The sequence below is a fragment of the Streptomyces sp. LZ34 genome (assembly GCF_053890475.1).
Map to the genome: position 1 here is coordinate 2,170,231 of NZ_CM132680.1, position 19,480 is coordinate 2,189,710.

General features: G+C 68.9%; 17 protein-coding genes. 8 read left to right on the top strand and 9 right to left on the bottom strand.

Annotated features, from left to right (window positions below; translation table 11 throughout):
• The first annotated feature begins 285 nt into the window (after positions 1-285).
• The gene (locus tag ACWY4P_RS07725; RefSeq protein WP_456209411.1) at positions 286-2,067 is read left to right on the top strand and encodes a carbamoyltransferase family protein; all 1,782 of its coding nucleotides are present in this window, start codon (positions 286-288) and stop codon (positions 2,065-2,067) included.
• Positions 2,068-2,111: 44 nt separating this feature from the next.
• Here ACWY4P_RS07725 and ACWY4P_RS07730 read toward each other — a convergent pair whose 3' ends face one another.
• From ACWY4P_RS07730 to ACWY4P_RS07755, 6 genes are all read right to left on the bottom strand, one after another.
• Entirely contained in the window at positions 2,112-2,549 is a 438-nt protein-coding gene (locus ACWY4P_RS07730; protein WP_456209412.1) for a hypothetical protein, read from the bottom strand.
• 25 nt (positions 2,550-2,574) lie between these two features.
• Positions 2,575-4,539 carry an aminotransferase class I/II-fold pyridoxal phosphate-dependent enzyme gene (locus ACWY4P_RS07735; protein WP_456209413.1) on the bottom strand — a complete coding sequence of 655 codons (1,965 nt, stop codon included), beginning with the start codon at positions 4,537-4,539 and terminating at the stop codon, positions 2,575-2,577.
• A 22-nt stretch (positions 4,540-4,561) separates the two neighbouring features.
• Positions 4,562-5,518, bottom strand: a complete 957-nt coding sequence (locus ACWY4P_RS07740; protein WP_456209414.1) for an NAD-dependent epimerase/dehydratase family protein — start codon at positions 5,516-5,518, stop codon at positions 4,562-4,564.
• Between the two features lie 2 nt (positions 5,519-5,520).
• Positions 5,521-8,310 (bottom strand): alpha/beta fold hydrolase, encoded by a 2,790-nt coding sequence (locus ACWY4P_RS07745; protein WP_456209415.1) that lies wholly within the window; start codon positions 8,308-8,310, stop codon positions 5,521-5,523.
• A 288-nt stretch (positions 8,311-8,598) separates the two neighbouring features.
• Positions 8,599-9,768 carry an ATP-grasp domain-containing protein gene (locus tag ACWY4P_RS07750; RefSeq protein ID WP_456209416.1) on the bottom strand — a complete coding sequence of 390 codons (1,170 nt, stop codon included), beginning with the start codon at positions 9,766-9,768 and terminating at the stop codon, positions 8,599-8,601.
• Between the two features lie 193 nt (positions 9,769-9,961).
• Positions 9,962-10,723 carry a Mut7-C RNAse domain-containing protein gene (locus tag ACWY4P_RS07755; protein WP_456209417.1) on the bottom strand — a complete coding sequence of 254 codons (762 nt, stop codon included), beginning with the start codon at positions 10,721-10,723 and terminating at the stop codon, positions 9,962-9,964.
• Between the two features lie 414 nt (positions 10,724-11,137).
• Here ACWY4P_RS07755 and stsA point away from each other — a divergent pair, with 414 nt between their 5' ends.
• The 5 genes from stsA (at position 11,138) to ACWY4P_RS07780 (ending at position 14,884) form a co-directional block, all read left to right on the top strand.
• Positions 11,138-11,275 (top strand): StsA family sactipeptide RiPP, encoded by a 138-nt coding sequence (gene stsA / locus ACWY4P_RS07760; RefSeq protein ID WP_456209418.1) that lies wholly within the window; start codon positions 11,138-11,140, stop codon positions 11,273-11,275.
• Between the two features lie 84 nt (positions 11,276-11,359).
• Positions 11,360-12,778, top strand: a complete 1,419-nt coding sequence (stsB, locus tag ACWY4P_RS07765) for a StsB family radical SAM/SPASM domain sactipeptide maturase (protein WP_456209419.1) — start codon at positions 11,360-11,362, stop codon at positions 12,776-12,778.
• Positions 12,779-12,790: 12 nt separating this feature from the next.
• Positions 12,791-13,105, top strand: coding sequence for a PqqD family protein (locus ACWY4P_RS07770; RefSeq protein ID WP_456209421.1), 315 nt, complete (start codon positions 12,791-12,793; stop codon positions 13,103-13,105).
• Positions 13,102-14,052: an ATP-binding cassette domain-containing protein gene (locus tag ACWY4P_RS07775; protein ID WP_456209422.1), complete on the top strand. Its 951-nt coding sequence runs from the start codon at positions 13,102-13,104 to the stop codon at positions 14,050-14,052. The genes ACWY4P_RS07770 and ACWY4P_RS07775 overlap by 4 nt, the downstream gene beginning before the upstream one ends.
• Complete coding sequence (locus tag ACWY4P_RS07780) at positions 14,042-14,884, top strand: ABC transporter permease (RefSeq protein WP_456209424.1); 843 nt, start codon at positions 14,042-14,044, stop codon at positions 14,882-14,884. The genes ACWY4P_RS07775 and ACWY4P_RS07780 overlap by 11 nt, the downstream gene beginning before the upstream one ends.
• A gap of 67 nt (positions 14,885-14,951) precedes the next feature.
• Here ACWY4P_RS07780 and ACWY4P_RS07785 read toward each other — a convergent pair whose 3' ends face one another.
• Positions 14,952-15,449: an allene oxide cyclase barrel-like domain-containing protein gene (locus tag ACWY4P_RS07785; RefSeq protein ID WP_456209426.1), complete on the bottom strand. Its 498-nt coding sequence runs from the start codon at positions 15,447-15,449 to the stop codon at positions 14,952-14,954.
• 109 nt (positions 15,450-15,558) lie between these two features.
• Positions 15,559-16,554 (bottom strand): LysR family transcriptional regulator, encoded by a 996-nt coding sequence (locus tag ACWY4P_RS07790; RefSeq protein ID WP_456209428.1) that lies wholly within the window; start codon positions 16,552-16,554, stop codon positions 15,559-15,561.
• A gap of 37 nt (positions 16,555-16,591) precedes the next feature.
• On the opposite strand from ACWY4P_RS07790, the gene ACWY4P_RS07795 reads away from it, so the two are divergent.
• Together ACWY4P_RS07795 and ACWY4P_RS07800 are read left to right on the top strand one after the other, a co-directional pair.
• Positions 16,592-17,500, top strand: a complete 909-nt coding sequence (locus tag ACWY4P_RS07795) for a serine hydrolase (RefSeq protein WP_456209430.1) — start codon at positions 16,592-16,594, stop codon at positions 17,498-17,500.
• Positions 17,501-17,573: 73 nt separating this feature from the next.
• Positions 17,574-18,530 (top strand): MBL fold metallo-hydrolase, encoded by a 957-nt coding sequence (locus ACWY4P_RS07800; protein ID WP_456209431.1) that lies wholly within the window; start codon positions 17,574-17,576, stop codon positions 18,528-18,530.
• A gap of 35 nt (positions 18,531-18,565) precedes the next feature.
• Here ACWY4P_RS07800 and ACWY4P_RS07805 read toward each other — a convergent pair whose 3' ends face one another.
• Positions 18,566-19,312, bottom strand: a complete 747-nt coding sequence (locus ACWY4P_RS07805; RefSeq protein ID WP_456212846.1) for a ribonuclease BN — start codon at positions 19,310-19,312, stop codon at positions 18,566-18,568.
• Positions 19,313-19,480: the final 168 nt, after the last annotated feature.

Here is a 19,480-nt window from a genome sequence, read left to right on the forward strand (position 1 = left end):
GTCCCGCCGGGCCCGCGACGCGTGGGCCGCGCCCCCCAGCCACCGCCGGGAGGCCCGGATCCGCGTGGGCCCGGACGGGCGCGGCGACGGTCATCGGCACGGGAAATCCTCCCCGTGTGTCGGATATTGAGCGGTACGACATTCGGCGCGAATTTCTCCCGGGGGTGCCGCCGCCGGGGAAAGCAAACCACCATCTGTTTACGCATCATGCCTATCCCTCGTGTATGCGGGCCGAGTAGCCTGTTCTTCCTGCCGTTACTGTCGTGCTTGGGAGGCTGAGAGCCAGTGATCGTGCTCGGTTACAACGGATTCAGCAGAGGCGCGGAGCTTTTCGGACGTCTCTACGGGGCGACCGGCGTCGGCCGTAATCTTTTGGTGGGTCATGACGCCGCGGCGGCTCTGGTCATCGACGGCGAGTTGGTCGCGGCGGTCGAGGAGGAGCGACTGAGCCGGGTCAAGAAGACCTCGGACTTTCCGGCCAACGCAATCAAGTGGTGCCTGAACTCCGCCGGTGTCGACCTCGACCAGGTGGACGTTTTCGCTTTCCCCTGGCGCTTTTCGCCGGCCGTGGCCGAGGAGATGATTTCGCAGATATGTGACTCCGACCTGCCGGTCACGGCCAAGTTCGACGCCCTGCGCAGCGCCGGTGAGGTCTACACCGACATGTTCAGCCGCGACGCGGTGTACGGCGACTTCGTCCAGCACACCGGCTACGAGCTGGACCCCAACAAGCTCGCCCTGGTGCCCCATCATCTGGCCCATCTCATGTGCGGCGCCTACCTGGCCGGCGGGGGCGACGCCGCCTTCCTGGTGAGCGACGGCCGGGCGGAGACCCTGTCCGCCGTCATGGGCGAGCTACGGAACGGCGTGGTCCGCCTGATCGACGAGAGCGCCGTCCCCATGACCAGCTCGCTGGGTGTGGCCTACGGGCGGATCACGCGCTACCTGGGGTTCGTGCCCAACAACGACGAGTACAAGGTCATGGGCATGGCCGCGTACGGCCCGCCGCCGCAGCACAACCCCCTGCTCGAACGCGTGGTGCGGCTGCACGAGGACGGCTCGTACACCATCTCCATCCCCATGGACATCGGGGCCTACTACGCGCTGTTCGACAGCCTGTTCGGCGGCGACAGCGAGAAGCGCGAGCAGTTCGACTTCCGGGTCAAGGTCGCCGGGCTGGCCCAGCACATGGTCGAGGCCATCACCGCTCATCAGCTGCGGACGCTGACCGCCGCCTCCAGCCTGGACACCCTGCTCTTCGAGGGCGGTCTGGCGCTCAACTGCGTGGCCAACACGAAGATGCTGGAGAGGTCGTCGTTCACCGGCATGGAGGTCAGCTTCGGGGCCAGCGACCCGGGTGTCGCCATCGGCGCGGCCGTGTACACCGCCGGCCTCAGGAATCGGCCCGCCGGCGCGGTCACCACCCCCTACCTGGGGCCCTCGTACGACGAGCAGCAGGTCCTGGACGCGCTGGCCCAGTACGCGGACCGCGTCGAGTGGCAGGAGGAGCCCGACGCCGCCGCGGTCGCCGACAGAACGGCGGAGCTGCTGGCCGGGAAGAACGTCGTGGGCTGGTTCCAGGGCCGCGCCGAGTTCGGCCCGCGCGCCCTGGGGAACCGCAGCATCCTCGCCAACCCGGCCTTCCCCGACATCAAGGACATCATCAATCTCCGGGTGAAACACCGGGAGCCCTTCCGCCCGTTCGCGCCCGTCGTCCTCGAATCCGAGGCTCCGCGCGTCTTCGAGCTGGGCAAGAAGACCTCGTCTCCCTATATGACCTTCGTCTTCCCGGTGCGGAAGGAGTACCGGGAGCGGATCCCCGGCGCCTGTCACGTGGACGGCACGGCACGGGTCCAGACGGTCGACGAGCGGCAGAACCCCGCGCTCGCGGAGCTGTTGCGCGCCTTCACGGCGCGTACGGAGGTGCCCTGCCTCCTCAACACCTCGTTCAACGTGGCCGGTGAGCCCATCGTCTGCTCGCCGCGGGACGCGTTGGAGTGCTTCCTCGCCACCGAGATCGACTACCTGGTCATCGACCGGTTCGTGGTCACCAAGAAGGAAGGCTGAGCGGCCGGCCCGCAGGGCGGGTTCGCCCTGCGGGCCGACACACCTCAAGCCTTTCGGAGCTCAATGGGCTCGTTCGGCCCACCCTTTGTCTCAATGGTCAGGAACGACAGAACTTCATCGCCGATATTCTTCAGGTCATGCAGGTGGAACCGTCCCGCGGCGAAATCAAAATACTGGGTCTGTCCACGGACAAAGGAGATCTCTCGCGTGCTGCCATCGCTGTTGTGCTGGCGGGCTCGGCCGCTTGTGAGGGCTATCCAGTGGTAGTCCAGCACGTGTCGATGGACGGGAACTCGCTCTCCCGGCAGAAGATGGGTCTCCCAGATGCGCAGCGAATCGGTCTCGTTGAGCAGCGACTGACCAATGCAGCCGTTATGGGCGTTGTTGTCGAATTCCTTCTTCAGCTCGGGGCTCCAGCGAGCGAATCCTTCGGCGACGACAGTGCCGACGAGAGGGAGAACAGAGGAAGAACCATTACCCACGAACTGAATCCTTTCGGTCTTGGTGTCACACGGCGGAAGAGAGTGCTTCGAGCAGCGCATTGTTCGCGCGCTGGTCGCCGATGGTGATGCGGCAGGTATCGGGGACGAGGCGCCCGGTGTCGGCGACGACTATCCCGGCGGCGCGAAGCTGATCCATCACGCGCTCGTGCTTGTGCAGCCGGACGAGCAGGAAGTTGGTGTCCGAGGGGAACACTCGGTCCACCGCGGGGTGGCCGGCCAGTGCCGAGGCCATCCGATCACGCTCGGTACGAATGCGCTCGATGCCGGCGAGCACCGGTGGGGAGTTGGTCAGCCGGTCCCGCACGGCGCGCTGCGACGCGTTGGTGAACCCGAAGGGCACCTGCACCCGCCGCAGAGCCTCGATGATGCCGGGGTTCGCCAGGGCGATCCCACAGCGCGCGCCGGCCAGACCCCATGCTTTGGAGAGCGTCCTGAGCACGATGAGGTTGTCGTGCTGGGCGACCAGCCCGGCGTACGAGGGCTTCTCGCTGAATTCGACATAGGCTTCGTCGATCACCACCAGCCCACGGCCGCGCGTCACCAGGGCGTGTACCTGCCCCGGATCGATCCTGGTCCCGCTGGGGTTGCCCGGATCGCACAGGATGGTGACCCGCGGATCAGCCGCCAGGATCCGCTCGGTGTCGACCTGGGACAGGTCGTCGCCACCCAGCGGCACCTCGGTGACGGGCAGGCGCAGGACGCGGGCGAAGTGGTCGTAGAGCGGAAAGGTGGGGGGCGTGACGCAGACGCCCTCGCCCGGCGAGGCCAGCGCCGCCAGGAGCAGCAGGACGCCGTCCACCGCCCCGCTGGTGAACAGCAGGTGATCCGCGCTCAACGCACCGACGCCGTCGTGCCCGGGCAGCTTCGAGATGGTCCTCAGATACGTGCCGGCAAGCTCTGCCGTATCGAGCTCGGGATAGTTGCCATCGGCGCCCAGGAACGGATTGGTGTTGCTCGACAGGTCGATCTGGTCGAACCGTGGCACATGGCGAAAGCGGGCCGGGCCCGGGACCGGCACCGTCGCGACGGGGGGCGCCGCGAAGTCCGACAGCGCCTGCTCTTCTTTCTCCTCCGGGGCCGTGAGGCCGGGGGCCCGCAGCCAGTGGTCGAGGGGGATGAACAGGTCCGCTCCGAGGCACCGCATGTGGTGCGCCTCCCCCCGGCCGAGGTGGACCCAGTCCAGGCCGGACTGCCGGGCGTGGAGGTACAGCCGGTATACGGACGCCAGGTGGAGGTCGCGCCGCGCGACGGGATCCTCGTGATCGATGGCCTGCGTGAGGACGTAGAACCCCCGGCCGTTGTGGGACCGCGTCATCAGCCCGGCCTGGACCACGGTGTTCCCGCTGCGGCGCACGAACATCTCGGTGCGATCCGCCAACTCCGCCCGTGCCAGCGCGTCGAGGGCGTCCGCGTTGTAAAGGTTGTCGTGGCCTCCGTCGCGCTCGGCCCGGCGCCGGTGGAGCTCCACGAAGGCATCCCGCGCCCAGGCCTTCCCGTCGAGCTCACTCAGCGGGAGGCGCTCCCAGGTGACTTCACCGGACACCTCCTCGTGACGGCGGCGCAGCTCCCCGAGTTGCTCGGCACCGATGCGCTCCCGCAGGACATCGTCCACGTCTCCGGGCAGCCGGACGACACACTCGCCGTCGGCGGCGACGGGGACGAGGCCGGCTGCCCGCAGCGCGCTGGTGTCGTCGCCGCGGCGCACGTTGGGCACGAGGATCTGGTCCACGTCCAGCGCCGCCGCGCGGCGGACCAGTTCATCGACGGTGTGCGGGGCGGGGGCGGGGTTGGTCGGGTTGTACAGGGATCCGCCGCCGACCAGGGTCGGGCGCTCGAGCACCGTGGCGTCCAGTGCCGCGAACGCGTCGGCGGCTTCGCCCAGTCGATCCAAGGAGCACACCGGCACACGGGACCCGAGGGCAGCGCACAGCACGTGCTGAAGCGCCTCGATATCTACGGACCTGCGCATGCTCGTTCTCCACTCCTCTTGGTCACTTGGATATCTCAGCTCCGTGGGCATCGACGTACTCGTCGATGCGGTCGCGGTATTCCTCGAACAAGTCGGCCAAGGTGCGGGCGATACCGCTCTTCCAGCCGATGGAGCAGTCGCCGATCAGGTCGCGGCGGGCGCCGTGGTCGAAGATCGCGGTTTCCCGGCTGTAGTCGCCGCGGTCCAGTCGCACCGGCACCCCGGTGAGCTCGGACATGTACTCCAGCAGATCGGTGACGCCGACCTCCTCGTCACCGCCCCAGTTCACCACCCGCGCGGGCACCCGCGCGACATCCCACAGCAGCGGTACCTGGCGGACGACGTCATCGGTGTGCAGCAGATTGCAGTAGTTCTGCCCCTCGCGCGGCACCGCGCACGGCTGGCCCCGGCGCATCTCCCTGAACAAGATCATGGGCACGCCGCCGTGGCCGTACGGGCCGTAGGCGATGTTGAGGCGGGCTATCACCGTCGGCAGCGCGAGTGCTTCGGCCAGGCCGCGCACCACCCCTTCGGCGGTGATCTTGGCGACGGGGTAGGTCGGCAGCCACGGCGCCGCGCCGCCCAGAGGGTCGCTCTCCCGGTACCGATGTGTCCGGTCGGCCCGGTTGTAGACCACTCCGGACGAGACGTACAGGAACGACTCGGCCGCGGAGCAGTGTGTCATCAGCCGTGCGGTGCCGACGGCGTTGACGCGCGTGGTTTCCTCGAAGTCATGGCCGTCGCCCCGGTGCACCGCCGAGTGCAGTACATGGGTGAAGTCGCGCGGCAGGCCCTCCAGATCGTCGGTGGCCATGTCCCAGGTGGCGGTGTGGACGCCCAGTTCTCCGAGGGCCTTGCGGGCGTCCGCGTCGCCGAACCGGCCCAGGCACCACACCTCGTTGTCGGCGGCCAGCGCCTCGGCGACGGGCCTCGCGACCTGTCCGGTTCCCCCGGTGATGAGAATCTTCTTGCCCTGCATGATCAGCGGCTCCCGGTCGTGTCAGCGGTCGCGTCGGCCCCCTCGCCGCCGAGCGCGCGGGCCAGTTCCTGTCGCAAGGTCGCCTGGAAGGTCTGCACATGCTGCGGACTCATCAAGGTGTAGTGCTCCCCGTCGACCTCGATATAGGTGTTGGGGTCACGAGTGAACTCGTCCCAGTGGCTCAGCTGGTCGTCCAGCCACTCCTGTTTGGTGCCGCGCAGCGGAGTGCAGTAGAAGACCTTGACCTGCCCGACCGATCCCGACGGTTCGTAGTCGCGGCCCAGGTGCACCATGCTCTGGGCCAGGTCGACCCAGGCGGTGAACCGTTCGAGGGTGAGGTCCAGTTCGGTCAGGCGGCGCGGCGGTGCGTGATCGATCAGATGGGCCAGTTGGTCGGCCTCGGGCAGCGGGCGGAGCGTGGCGGTCAGCTCCTCGATGTCGGCGGCGTTGATCAGCTCCAGGAACAGCGCCAGGTTGATCGCGCCGTCGGTGAAGGTGATCTCGTTCATGCGGTCGGAGATCCGCGGCGGCAGGTTGAAGACCCCCACGAAGTCGACCTGGTCGCCATCGGCTTCCAGCCGCTTGGCGATCTCGAACGCCACCGCCCCGCCGTAGGAGTACCCCGCGACGGCGTACGGGCCGCTGGGCTGCACCCGCCGGATGGCGTCCACATAGGTGTCGACCATGTCGGCGAACGACGCGAAGTGGGTCTCGCCCTGCCCGAACCCGCGCGCCCGCAGCGCGTAGAACGGCCGCTCGCCCGTGAAGTACTTGGCGAGGTTGATGAACACCAGCACCTCCCCCAGGCCGGGATGGACGCAGAACAGGGGCGTCCCGTCCCCGGTGACCTGCAACGGCACCAGCGGATCGTAGGCGGAGTCCCCGTCGGCGCCCTGGCCGCCCCTCAGACGGCCGGCCAGCGCGCGTACGGTCGGGGCCTGTAGGAGCGTCGACATCGGCAGGTCGTCGATGCCGAACTCGATTTGAATTTCCAGCTTGAGCCGCAACACGTCCAGCGAGGTTCCGCCCAGATCGAAGAAACTGGCAGTCGCCGGCACCTTCTCGGTGTTCAGTACGCGGGCGTAGATGTCGGCCAGCGCTGTCTCGACGTCACCCTCCGGCGTCACATAGCCGCCCAGGAACCGGGTGCTCACCTCGTCCGACCGACGGACCGCCGCGTCCAGGCTCCCGGCCTCGACGGCCGCGCGCAGCCGCGACCGTTGGATCTTGCCGAGGTTGCCGCGGGGGATCTCGTCCTCGGCGACGGGGAGGATCAGCTGCGGGCGGAAGCCCCAGTGCATCACCGTGGAGCTGCGGATCGCCACGATGGCCCGGTACACGGCCGTGTCGTCGGCGGGGTCGCCCGCCGGCACGAACGCGACGGCGAGTTGTTCGGAATCGGCCCCCTCCGGTCGGATCGGGAAGGCCGCGACCTGCCCGCGTCTCACCCCGTCCAGCTCGTCCAGGGCCGCTTCCAGATCGTGGCTGTAGTAGTTGACTCCGCTGACGATGACGGAGTCCTTGGTGCGGCCGACCAGCATCAGCCGCCCCTCGGAGTCGAGGTAGCCCAGGTCGCCGGTGCGGAACCAGCCGTCGGGGGTGAAGGCCTGTGCGGTGGCCTGGTCATTGCCGAAGTAGCCGGCGGAGACCATCGGCCCGCGCAGCTGCACCTCACCCGGCTCGGCCGACGCGGGCCGGTCGGTGGAGGCCAGCACCGTGCCGTCGCCGCCCGTGATGCGGATCCGCAGACCCCGTGCCGGGCGGCCCAGTGGAGGGAACTCCGTCTCGAGGTCCTGGGTGGCGAAGTCGCGGTTGAAGATGGAGCCCGCGCAGGTCTCGGTCATCCCGAACGCGGGCACGATCACGTCCTCGCGCAATCCGTAAGGGGCCAGCGCACCCAGGAATGTCCGTACGGTGGCGGTCACGGTGGCCTCACCGCCGGAGATGATGTGCCGCACCCGCGACAGATCCAGCTCCTCCGGCGAGGGCCGCCGCCCGGCGAGGGCCTGGTTGATCTGCCCGAACAGGAAGTTGGGGGTGAAGGTCACGCGCACCCGATGGGCGGCGAGCAATTCGAGGAACTCCACCGGGTCCGCCAGCACCGTGGCCGGAACCGTCATGACCTGGTCGGCTCCGTTGAACATCGGCAGCAGGTGTGCCTCGATCGCGGCGATGTGATCGGCCGAGATCCAGTTCAACGAGGTGTCGTCGGGCCCGAGTTCCAGCGCACCCGCCTTACCTGCCTGAGCGGCCACCAGATTGGCGTGGGTGAGCCTGACCGCCTTGCTCGATCCGGTGGACCCGGAGGTGAGCATCAGCAGGGCGAGGTCGTCCGGCGCGGGGGTATGGAGCTGCTCGTGCTCGGCCGGGGCATGACTCAACTCCTCCACGGTCACCGTCCGCAGCCCGACATCGGGCAGGTCTCCATGAGCCGCCTTGGAGACGACCATCAACGGGTCGCCCAAGAGCGTCCGCAGATGCTCCAGTTGGGCGCGCCACCGGGAGGGGTCGGCCGGCGGTGCGATCGGGCACGGCACGACACCGGCGAGCACACACCCCCAGAAGGCACGGAAGAAGTTCTCCGGATCATTGGCCTCGATCAGCACCCGGTCGCCCGGGGCGGTGCCGTGCCCGCGCAGCCCGTGAGCGATCCGGCAGGCGCACTCCCGCAACTCGACGTACGACAGGAACGAACCCCCGATGGAGGTGCTGAAGGTAATGCCTCGAGTGGTGTCGGAAGCGGCGCGTTCGAGCAGCTGGGGGAGCGTCGAGGCGGGAAGTCGATCCGGCATAGGGAAAGTCCTCCGATCGGAAGTGACGGAAAACAAGAGAGAGCAGAGGCGCGGGCGCCGCGTGTCGAGAAAGACACCAGGCCTGGCTCTGAATTCCCATCGCGAACGGATGGTTATGGGGATCCTGGGGATGGCACGGATCTTGGGCGGGTCACAGGTGGTGAGTCACAGATGAATTAGTATGGGGCCGGGCGCGGCGTGGCGCCTGCGGCACGGAGGAGCGCGGCGGGGTGATCTCATGGGTGCCGGGCGTCCGGGCCGGCGGCCCGGTCCGGGCGGTCCAGCAGATCAGGTGGACCCGGCCTCACTGAATCGCACGATGTCCTCGATCATTTTCTGCAGTTTCAGCTCGTCCGGGTCGGATACGAGTGCTTTGCCAACGAGGCCGTACGGCCCGATCGGCGCATCAGGCGATGAATCGTAATCAATCTCATCGAAAATGAAGTTGCGTTCGAAGTCCTCTTGGGTCAGATTGCCGCTCTTGGCAGGGCGTAGCAGAATACATCCGGCGAAGCGCTCCGGTGCCCTGCTGTTGCTCAGGGCTTGAGACGCCCCTTCCCCGAGTGCGAGGCTGATTTCGACGTCGAAGAGGTCGACGCCGTATGTCAACTTGTTCATCTGAGGGGTCAGCCCTCCTGGGATGCGGATGGCGCACTCGCCGAAAGTCAGCCCCGTCTCTGTCGTGAAGATCTCCAGGTGGAATACGCAATCAGGTGCGTTCAGGCTGGTGAGTACCTGCGTGGCAAGCGTCTCCGCCTGATGGAACAGGGTCGGATGCCGCCTTCTGTCCAGTAGGTAGGCGGCCATGATGCCGCCTTGTGCGGCCCTCAGCGGTGATACGTGGTAGTTGCTCATGGACGACCATCGGAGATCGCCATTCTCCCAGACCCCGTCGATATAAACTTCCGGGGCGTCTATGAAGGACTCGGCGACGATCTGGACGTCCGAGTGGCCCGGGAACGGCTCCAGGGCTCGTGAATATTCTTCCGGGGAACGGACGATGCTGGTACGGAGCGAGCCGGCTCCGTTCGCCGGCTTGATCACGAAGACACTCCCCAGGTCGTCGGCGAGATCCGCGAACGACGTGTCCTGTGACGCATACCGGCAGCGAGCCCGCCTGATATGAGACGGCAGCTTGCTCTTCTGAAGGTACTTGTCCCGGAAATAAAGAACTGACTTTGAATCTGCGTTCCCGGGCAGGTTCAGCTGTTGCCGCAGATAGGCTGCCCCGAATACACCCATTTCATGGACACTCAGCACCCCTGCCACATCATCGAGGCGCGCGGAGAGTACTGCTCGCAATACTTCCTGGACGTCCTCGATATCGATGACACGCTTGAATCGTCGATCCTTCGGGGGGATCGCCGGTTTCTGCGCGATATAGAACGGGTCCAGGCCCCGGTGCCGCAGAGCCTGGTCGAGATCGGCTCTATATCCGATGACAATCATCGTCGGCATTCTCGCCTCCCCGTAAGACGGCCGACCTAAACGCTTGGTCACTTTGTCGAGGCCAGCGCAACGGCATCGTCGCACAGGGATACAGAGTTGTGATCCTTTACCGATGGGCTGTGATGCAAGTCACAAGTTAGGGCATGGGTGGGAATCGAATCGTTTAGTCCATTCCTGCTCCACAAGGCGTATTTTGCCGACCTCAGCCGAAACGCGCAGGCGAGGACCTGTCGTCAATGGGGGCGCCGAACTCCCCCATCGCCTGACGGACGATCTCCTCCAGCCGAGCGTGGTGCGCGCCACGCCAGTACACGCGCTCGCAGGCGGTGCACTGGGCGAAGACGTCGTAGGTGCGCCGCGTGCCGTGCTCCAGGCGCTCACGGACGGCGTCCTTGTCGGCGTCCTCCAGCGGCCCGTTGCACGCGGTGCACCGCGTCCAGGGGGCGAGCGGCGGGGTGAACCGGCCGAGCACATCACGCAGTTGGTCGTCGGGGCGGTCGCTGTAGACGAACGCCCCGGCCCACAGCTCGCGGCGGCGCAGCAGCCCCCGGTCCCGGGAGAGCAACACCCGCCGCTGGGCGGCGGAGAGCGCGGCCAGGGCGGGGTCGCCGATGTCCTCGCTCTCGTAGGCCGCGTCCACACCCAGCAGCCGCAGCCGCCGCGCGAGCGTGCCCAGATGCACATCGAGCAGGAAGCGCAGCGGCGCGCCGGGCACCCGCTGCGGCCGCGCCATCGCGCGCACCTCCACGAACTCCCCCGCGCGGGGCACATGCGATACCGGAGTCTCGTGTCCGTCCACGACCAGCCCGCCGACCTCGGTGAGCGGAACGCCGAGCGACTCGACGACGTGTCCGAGCGTGGACGCCCCGTCGGTGACGACAGCGGTCCGATCCTGGCGCCGCTCGGGGACGGCGAACATCCGCAGTTCGGGGGCCAGGCTGAGGTGGATCTCCGGTCCGTTCACATGGCCAGCATGCCAGGCCCCGGGGCGGGGTGTCGGGGAGGGCCGCACAAAGGAAATCCAACCACTCCCGTCACTTTCGTTGCCTCCCGCCGCTCGCCATCGGAAGGCAGAAATGATCGATACGCGGAGCGCAAGGGCCTCTCGGGCGCAATCAAATCGGCGGGAGGAAAATGGCGCGAACATTGTGCCCGTTCGGGCACCCCGATCGCCGACCATCCGGATCGCTTTGTTCCTGTTGACACTCGCGACCGGCCGCCCCAATGCTGTGAGGGTTCGGCCGATCTGCCGCACAACCCACACCCGCCCTTGCGATGGGAATACGCCATGCCCCCATCGCCCATCGCGCCCGGAAATCAGGGCCGACCTGCCTGAGTGCGGGTGACCGCAAGCGCCAATCGCGAGAAAGGACGAATCATGGAAAGTCCTGCCTGGGTGAAGCCGGAAATGCTTCCGACCGAGTTCGACATCGACCAGCCGTGCTCCTGCGACTGTTCGGGCGGTGCCGGCGCCGGGTCCGGTAACGCCGAGTCCGAGCCGAGACTCGAGATCTGACCGACGGCTGTCGGCAGTCCCCGTCAGCCGGCAGGCGGGGCCCGGCGCGCGGCCGGCGCCCCGCCTGCTCATCGGAGGTGCAGGATGAAGCTACTGGAACAGTGGTCCGACCTGGTCGTTCCCGAAGATCTCGTCTATTTCCGGCACTCGGAAAGGCAGCTGGTCGCCAACCCCGAACTCGCGGCCTGGTGTGTGCTGACCGATCCCGAATCCGCCGTGCTGAAGGCGCTCAGCCGCGGTCAGGAGCCCCCGCCGTACGACGGCGGACCCGCCGGGGTGGAGCGCGTCCTGGCCAAGCTCGTGCTCAAGTGGATCGTCTATCTGCCCAGGCACCGCCCGGTGGTGCGCCAGCCCGAGCCGAGCCTCACCACCGTCTACTACGCGATCACCGACGGCTGTAATCTGCGCTGCCCGTACTGCTATGCCTCGTCGGAGAAGTGCCTGCCCGGGGAGCTGTCCACACAGGAATCGCTCGATCTCGTCGACCAGGCGGCGGACCTGGGCGTGCGGCAGATGATCTTCACGGGCGGCGAACCGATGCTGCGCAAGGACCTGTTCCTGGTCGCCTCGCACGCCCGCGACCGCGGACTGACCGTCAACATGATCACCAATGGCACGATGATCCGCACGGCGGAGATCGCGCGGCGGATCTCGGAGATCTTCGGCACGGTGACCGTGAGCGTGGACGGCGGCACGGCGGAAATTCACGAGCGGACCCGCGGCAAGGGCACGTTCGCCCGGACCGGCAAGGGGCTGGGACTGCTCAACGAGGCGGGCGTCGTCCCGGTCATCAACCATGTGGTGACACCGGAGAACGTGGACGCCCTGGAGAAGGTCTGCGCATTCGTGGACGATCTCAAGGTGCGCCGGGTGCGCCTCATGTACCACTCGGACCTCGGCCGCGCGGCGACCGACGGATACGATTTTGGATGGCGGGACTTCCAGAAGGTCCAGGAATTCTTCTGGACCAATCCGATGGCCGAGAAGCTTCTCCCCGACGGCCCGAAGGCCAGCAAGCCCTGCACCATCAGGGGAAACTGCGGCATGGGCGGCAATGAGATCTATATAAATTCACTGGGCGATGTGTATCCGTGCAAACTCGTCACCGAGCCGGTGCACAAGGCCGGTAACGTACGGGAGCACCGGCTCGCCGACCTCTTCGAGGCCCCCGTGCTGGCCGATATGCGCGGCAACAGCGTGTTCAGCGGCGAGAACCTCAAGGACTGCCGGCGCTGCTACATCAGGGCGGCCTGCGGCGGTGGCTGCCGGGCGTACCACATGGCGGAGAGCGGGGATGTGCACCGCAACGGCCGCCATCTGTGCCGGATGCTGCGCCACTCCATGATCTCCAACTGGTGGCGGGCCGCCGGAGTGTCCGGACACCAACTCACCGAACACCAGGACCAGATGCTCCAGCCCCACCTGGTCCGGGACGACACGGTCCATCCGGTGTACGAGGACTGGAAGACCACGGGCCGCCGCCTCCTCCCCCTCGTCGACTGAAGGGATACGTCCATGCGCTACCGGATCGCCCCCGACGTCGTCTGGATGGCCGACGACGGCGAAGTGCGGCTCTACGACGCCGGTGCAGGTGAGTTCCAGACCCTCAACAGCACGGGGGCCGAGCTGTGGATCCTCGTGTCCGAGGGACAATCCCTCGACGCGGACGCCCTCGCGTCCCGGATGGCGCAGCGGTACGCCGCCGAGGACTCCGGCCAGGCGGCCGTGGTCGTGCGGGATGTGCGCGAGTTCCTGGACACGCTGGTCGGGCAGGGGCTCCTGCTGGCCGACGACGTCGCCCCGTCCGGGACGGCGGGCCCGTCGGCATGACGCCCGCGGTCCGTGCGCATGAGCTGGTCAAACGGTACGACGGCATGGAACACGACGCGGTGAGCCGCCTGTCGTTCGCCATCGAGCCGGGCGAGGTGATCGGGCTGCTGGGCCCGAACGGGGCCGGGAAGACCACGCTCATCAAGATGATCTGCGGGGCCACGGTGCCCACCCGGGGCGCCGTCGAGGTGTTCGGCGCCGACCCCGCGGCGCCGACCGGAGCGGCCAAGCGCGGTATCGGCGTCGTCCACCAGAGCGGGCCGTTCGACATGATGCTGCCCGCCCTGGACAATCTGCGCAGCGCCGCCCGGTACAAGGGGCTGCGCTGGCGCGACATCCGACGGCAGGTGGACGATCTGCTCACCGCCTTCGGCCTGGACGGCAAGACCGCCCAGCTCACCTTCACCCTCTCCGGAGGGGAGAGGAGGCGCCTACAGGTCATTCGGGCGCTGCTCGGCGATCCGCCACTGCTGCTGCTCGACGAGCCCTCCGCCGGGCTGGATGTGAGCGGCCGCCGCCAGGTGTGGTCGCTGCTGCACGAACTCCGCCGCCGACACGGCACCACCATGCTGTGGACCAGCCACTACGTGGAGGAGGTGGAGCGCAACTGCAAGCGGGTCCTGGTGGTCAACCACGGCACGCTGGTCGAGTTCGCGGCCCCGCGCGAACTCGCCGAGCGGTTCGGCGGCCAGGTGGCGCTGGTGCGCCCGGAGCGCCCGCGGGACACCGACGAGTTGCTGGCCGTGCTCGGCCGGGCGCGGCCACCGCTACAGGTCACGGCCATCGAGGGCGAGGTGGAGGTCAGGGGCCAGGGCATGCGGGCCAGCCTCCCCGCGCTGCTGACCCGTGCGGAGGCGCACGGGATCGGCATCGGGGCGGTCGAATACCGCACGCCGTCGCTGGAGGACGCCTTTCTGACGCTCGTGGGGGCCGACCATGACGGCTGATCTCGCCCCAGGACCGTCCACGGGACCATCCGCGGAAACGGCGCCCGCGCCGGCGCCACCGTCCCTGCTGCGCGGCGACGTCGCGGCGACGATGTACCGCGAGTACCTGCTCCTCACCCGCAACCGCACCAATCTGCTGCTCGCCATCACCCCGAGCGCCGTGTACCTGCTCCTCTTCGCCACCTCCCTGTCCCGTCTGATCGGGGACGTGCGGTACGAGGGCCGTCTCGTCGGCTACCCGGAATTCGCCGTCCCCGCCCTGCTGCTCTCCTCGATGCTCGCGGCGGCCACCACCGCGGGCGCCTCCCTCTTCCAGGAGCGCATGGGACGGATGGACGTGGAACTCTGGTCCTACCCCTTGCGGCGCGGCAGTTATGTGGCGGGCAAGCTCATCGTCAGCACGCTGCTCATCCTCGCGCAGACCCTGGCCGCGCTGGGAGTCTCCCTCCTCGTGTTCACCTTCCGCTGGCCGCCCGGCCACTGGGCGGCGATCCTGTGCGGGATCGCCGTCGCGTCGATGGCCTTCAACGGTCTCTATCTGCTGCTCGCCACCTTGTTCAAGGATTTCCAGCGCTTCACGGTGACCATCAACGTGCTCGCGCCCACGCTCCTGTTCGCCAGCCCCTCGTTCTATCCCGCGCCGCAGATGGCCCCCGTGCTGCGCTGGCTGTCCTGGGCCAATCCGGTGACCTACGGGATCCGCTGCATCCGCGACGGGGCCCTCTTCGGGTTCGGCGCCGCCTGGCCCTGGATGCTGACGATGCTCGCCATCGCGGCCGTCGCCTGTGCCCTCATCGGACGCTCTCTGATGGCTCGCGCCCGCGAGATCTGACGCCGGCGGATCCGGGCAGCGCCGTTCGTGCCCGGCCCGGGTCCGCCATGCGGGCGTGATCTGCCGGTCAGGGGATGACGTGGACGACGACCTCCGTCTGGGCGGCGCCCGGGTTGACGGCATGGATGAAACCGTGTGCGGTGCTGTAGCTGCCCGTGCCTCCCCTGATGGCCAGAGTGACATCCGAGGGGCCGTCGGCCGTGATCGTGAACTGTCCCTGGAAGGTGATCTGGCCCTGCGGCAGCACAAGAGTGCCCTGACACTGCAGGTCGCTCTCGCCGACGGCCGTGACCCGGGTCAGCGTGCACACCTCGCTGAAGGTGCCCACCGGTTGGCCGTTCTGCAGCAGGTTTCCGGTGATGATGAGCTCGTCTCCCTGGCTCGGCCCGAGGCCGTCGAGGTCCAGGAGGCTCTGGTCGGTCGGCTGCGTGACCAGGTGGTAGACGGTCTCCTGATGGGACGGGTCGAGGTCGTCGTCCCCAAGGGCCGAAGCCGGGGCGGCGCAGGCCACAAGGGCGGCAAGCCCGGTGGCCGCGCTGAGGCCGACACGCTTCAGGTGATGCATGGCGCTTATCTCCTCTGCAAAGCACAGGGCCAACAATGCCCATGTGTCATATAAGGAGAGGATCTGATCAAGATCGTGACCCCGCGACAGCTCCTGGCCATCCGGGTGATCAGCCATCCGGGTGATCCGGCGCGGGCCCGGCGCCCGGCTCGAACACCACCGACCACGGCCTCGGCCGCTCCTCGTCCGAGCGGGCGGGCAGCCGCCGTGCCGTCGTCGCGTCGCGAGCCACGACCTCCGCGACGATGCGCGCGAACCGCCGGGCCTCCGGATGCGTACGCTCCTGTGGCCAGACGGCGGACATCTGCTGGACGAGCGGGCGCCCCGCCAGCGGGCGCCAGACCACCCGTGGTTCCCGTCCGGCCACCCGGCCGTCGTCGAAGGCCACCCCGCACCCGGCGGAGACCAGGCCGACCAGGAACTCGGGGTTGCGCGCATGGCGGACGGCGGGCGGGGCGAAGCCGCCCGCCCGGCAGAGGTCGAGCGTCCGGTCGTACCAGCCGGGGGCGCCCGCCCGAGGGAAGAGGACCAGGTCATGGCCGGAGAGATCGGCCAAGGAGACCTCCGGCAGACGGGCGAGCGGGGACGTACGGGCCAGCACCACCCCCAGCTCGACCCCGACCATGGGGCCGAGCGTCAGATCAGTGGCGTCGACAGGGTGTTGCACCCAGCCCACGTCGAGCCGCCCGCAGGACAGCAGCCGCAGCTGCTCGGCGGTGTCCACCTCCTGGAGATCGATCCGCGCGCCCGGGCACTGGTCGGCGCAGGCCGCCAGCAGCGCGTGCAGGGTGCGGGCGGGCGTCTGGGGCGGCACTCCGGCCCGCAGGGTGGCCAGCTCTCCGGCGCGGGCACGGTGCATCACCGTACGCAGCCGCTCCTCGCGGGCCAGCAGCTCGCGCGACTCCTGGAGCAGCAGCGCACCGGCGGCGGTGAGCCGCACCTGGCGGCGGGACCGGTCGAACAGCTCCACCCCCATCTCGCTCTCGAGCCTGCGGACGGCCTGGCTCAGCGGAGGCTGCGCCATGCCGAGCAGGTCGGCGGCGCGGCTGAAGTGCAGCTCCTCGGCGACGACAATGAACAGCCGCAGGTGGCGTATGAGATCCACCGGCCGACCATACGCGACGCACGAGGGGGACCACACGGTGACTGCGGCTGAGAGCGCTGAGATCGAGGAGCAGGTGGCGGCGGTCTTCGAGGCCGCGGGGGCGCGCGGACGGCTGCACGCGGTCGGTGTCGGAGGCGGGCGGGAGGTCGGCGTCGGCGCGGACGAGCCGGTGGTCATCGCGTCCGTGTTCAAGATCCTCCTGGTGCTTGAGTTCGCGCGGCAGTCGGCGGCCGGACAGCTCGACCCACGGGAGCGGGTGCTGCTGACGGCGGCCGACCGCCTCGGCGGGTGGGGCACCGCCGGATGTCTCGACGACGTCGAGACATCCCTGCGCGACCTGGCGTACTTCGCCCTCTCGGTGAGCGACAACACGGCGGCCGACGTGCTGATGCACCGGGTGGGCCCGGACACGGTGCGGCTGCTGGCCGCCGAACTCGGCCTGGACCGCACGGTGGTCGTGGGCGGCCCGCGGGAGCTGCTGGAGTCCATGCTGGAGGACGTGGGCGCCCGCGACGAGGCCGAGTTCGCCGCCGTCTTCCCCACCCTGGGCCCCGAGCGGGTGCGGGGGCTGCGCGTGCTCGACCCGCGGCGGACCACCAGCAGCACGGCCCGCGACATCACCCGGCTGCTGGGGCTGATCTGGCGGGACGAGGCGGGACCGCCGCAGGCCTGCGCGCAGGTGCGCGAGCTGATGGCCCGGCAGGTCTTCCGCCACCGGCTGGTCTCCGGGTTCCCCGGTGACGTACGGGTGGCCGCGAAGACGGGGACCCTGCCGAGCCTGCACATGGAGGCGGGCGTGGTCCACTACCCGGACGGCGGCCGGTACGCGGTCGCGGTCTTCGCCCGGACCCGCGAGCCCGGCACCGCGAACCCGGCCGTGGACGCGGCGATCGGCCGGGCGGCCCGGCTGGCTGTGGATCACCTCAGAGGCTCTGACCTGCTGTGATATGCACTCGGATATCGATGCGGGGAAGTTTTGATCTTGGACGGGGGCGGTCGGCGCCTGCTGTGCTGTGGCCATGGACGACGAGCAGAGACCACGCTTCACCCGCCGCCTGCTGTTCCGGGGAGCCGCCGCGGGGGCGGCCGTCCCGGTGCTGTCGACGGCCTCCACGGCCGCCGGCGCACCGCGCCGGAGCAGCAAGGTCTCGGGGGCGGAGTTCCGCTGGCTGGGGACCACCGGGTGGCGGATCGACTTCGACGGGCGGACCGTGCTCTCCGACCCCTATCTGACCCGCTTCAAGACCGGCCTGTTCGCGGGCTCCTTCGACGCGCGCACCAAACTGGAGACCAACGAGGAGCTGGTCACCCGGCACATCGGCCGCCCGGAGCTGGTGCTGGTCAGCCACAGCCATTGGGACCACATCAACGACGTGCCGTTCATCGCCCGTTCCACCGAGGCGCGGATCGTGGGCACGGAGACCACGTACCACCTGCTGCGGGCCTTCGGGATCGACGCGAGCAGGCTGATCGTGGTCAAGGGCGGGGAGGTGCTGGACTTCGGCGGATACGTGGTGGAGGTGGTCTCCAGCCGCCACAGCCGCAACAAGACCCAGGGCTACTTCGCCCCGGGCACGCTGAACACCCCGCCCGCCACCAGGCCGGAGACCATCTCCGACCTGCCGGAGGGGGACACCCTGGCGTTCCAGGTGACGGTCGGCGACGGCCCGTCGGCGTTCCTGATGGGGGCGAGCGACTTCAGCGAACGGGACGCCGAGGGCCTGCGGCCCGATGTGGCGATGGTCGCGGTGCCGAACAGCACCTCGACGCACCGCTATGTGCCCCGGCTGCTGGCGGCCCTCGGGCGCCCGGGCACCGTCGTGCCGGTGCACTGGGACGTCTTCGAGACCCCGCTGAAGGACGGCCCCCAGCAGGACCCGACGATGGACCTGGACGGCTTCCAGGCTCAGGTGCGGGCGGCCGCGCCCGGGACGCGGATCCTGCTGCCGGACTATCTGACTCCGTATCGTTTCTGAGCTCACCGTCTCCCGGTCGCGCCGACGGGCCGGCGTCAGCCCTTCCGGCGCCGGCGCCGGTGCGACAGCAGCACCCACTCCTCGTGCAGCAGCCTGCCGAGGAGTGGCCCGCCGAACACCACGTAGCCGACGCCGACCAGCCAGGACTGGACGACCAGGACCGTGCCGACCGGGCCGTACGAGACGGCGCTCGAGGCGATCAGCGGGGAGAACACCAGCCGGGAGAACATCCGCAGGCCGAACAGCCCGGCCCCGGTCGCCAGCGCTCCGGGCAGCAGGGCGCCCCAGCCGATCCGCCCGCCGAGCAGCACGTGCTGCGACCACCAGAAGAACACCACCGTCCCCACGATCCCGATCCACAGCCGCCACCCCGGCCCGAGGTGCGAGGACAGCAGGAGGTAGCCGATGAGCACCGCGAGCCACACCAGATGCCGCCAGACGGTGTGCCAGCGGCCCGGGGGCAGCTCCCACACCTTCTCGTAGCCGGTCTGCACCGCCGCGCCGAACCGGAGGCCGAAGACGCACAGCGTCGCCAGACCGAACGCCGTCGTGGTCTCCAATGCCTGCCGCGGCGGAGCGAACAGCCGCCTCACCTCGTCCCGCGACCCGTTGGACACCCCGAGGCCCTCGGCCAGCCACTGGGCGAACCCGTGCCGGTTCACCGGGTCGGCCGCGGCGACCACGATGAGCAGCGGTACGAGGGTGAGGAACCCGAGCGCGGCGAACCCCATGGCCCGGTGCAGCAGTTCGAACTCGCTGCCGCGCCGCCAGCCGCGCCCCACCGGGGAGGCGTGGAAGGCCTCGTGCAGCCGTTTGAAGGGGGATTCATGGTCCCGCCGCGCCTTTTCGCCGCGCCGCGGCTCGTCGTCTCGCGGTGATCCGTCGTCCCGCGGTGATCCGTTGTCCCGCGGGGTGGGCCCGCGCACTCAGTAGGGGTGCCGGTCGGGCTT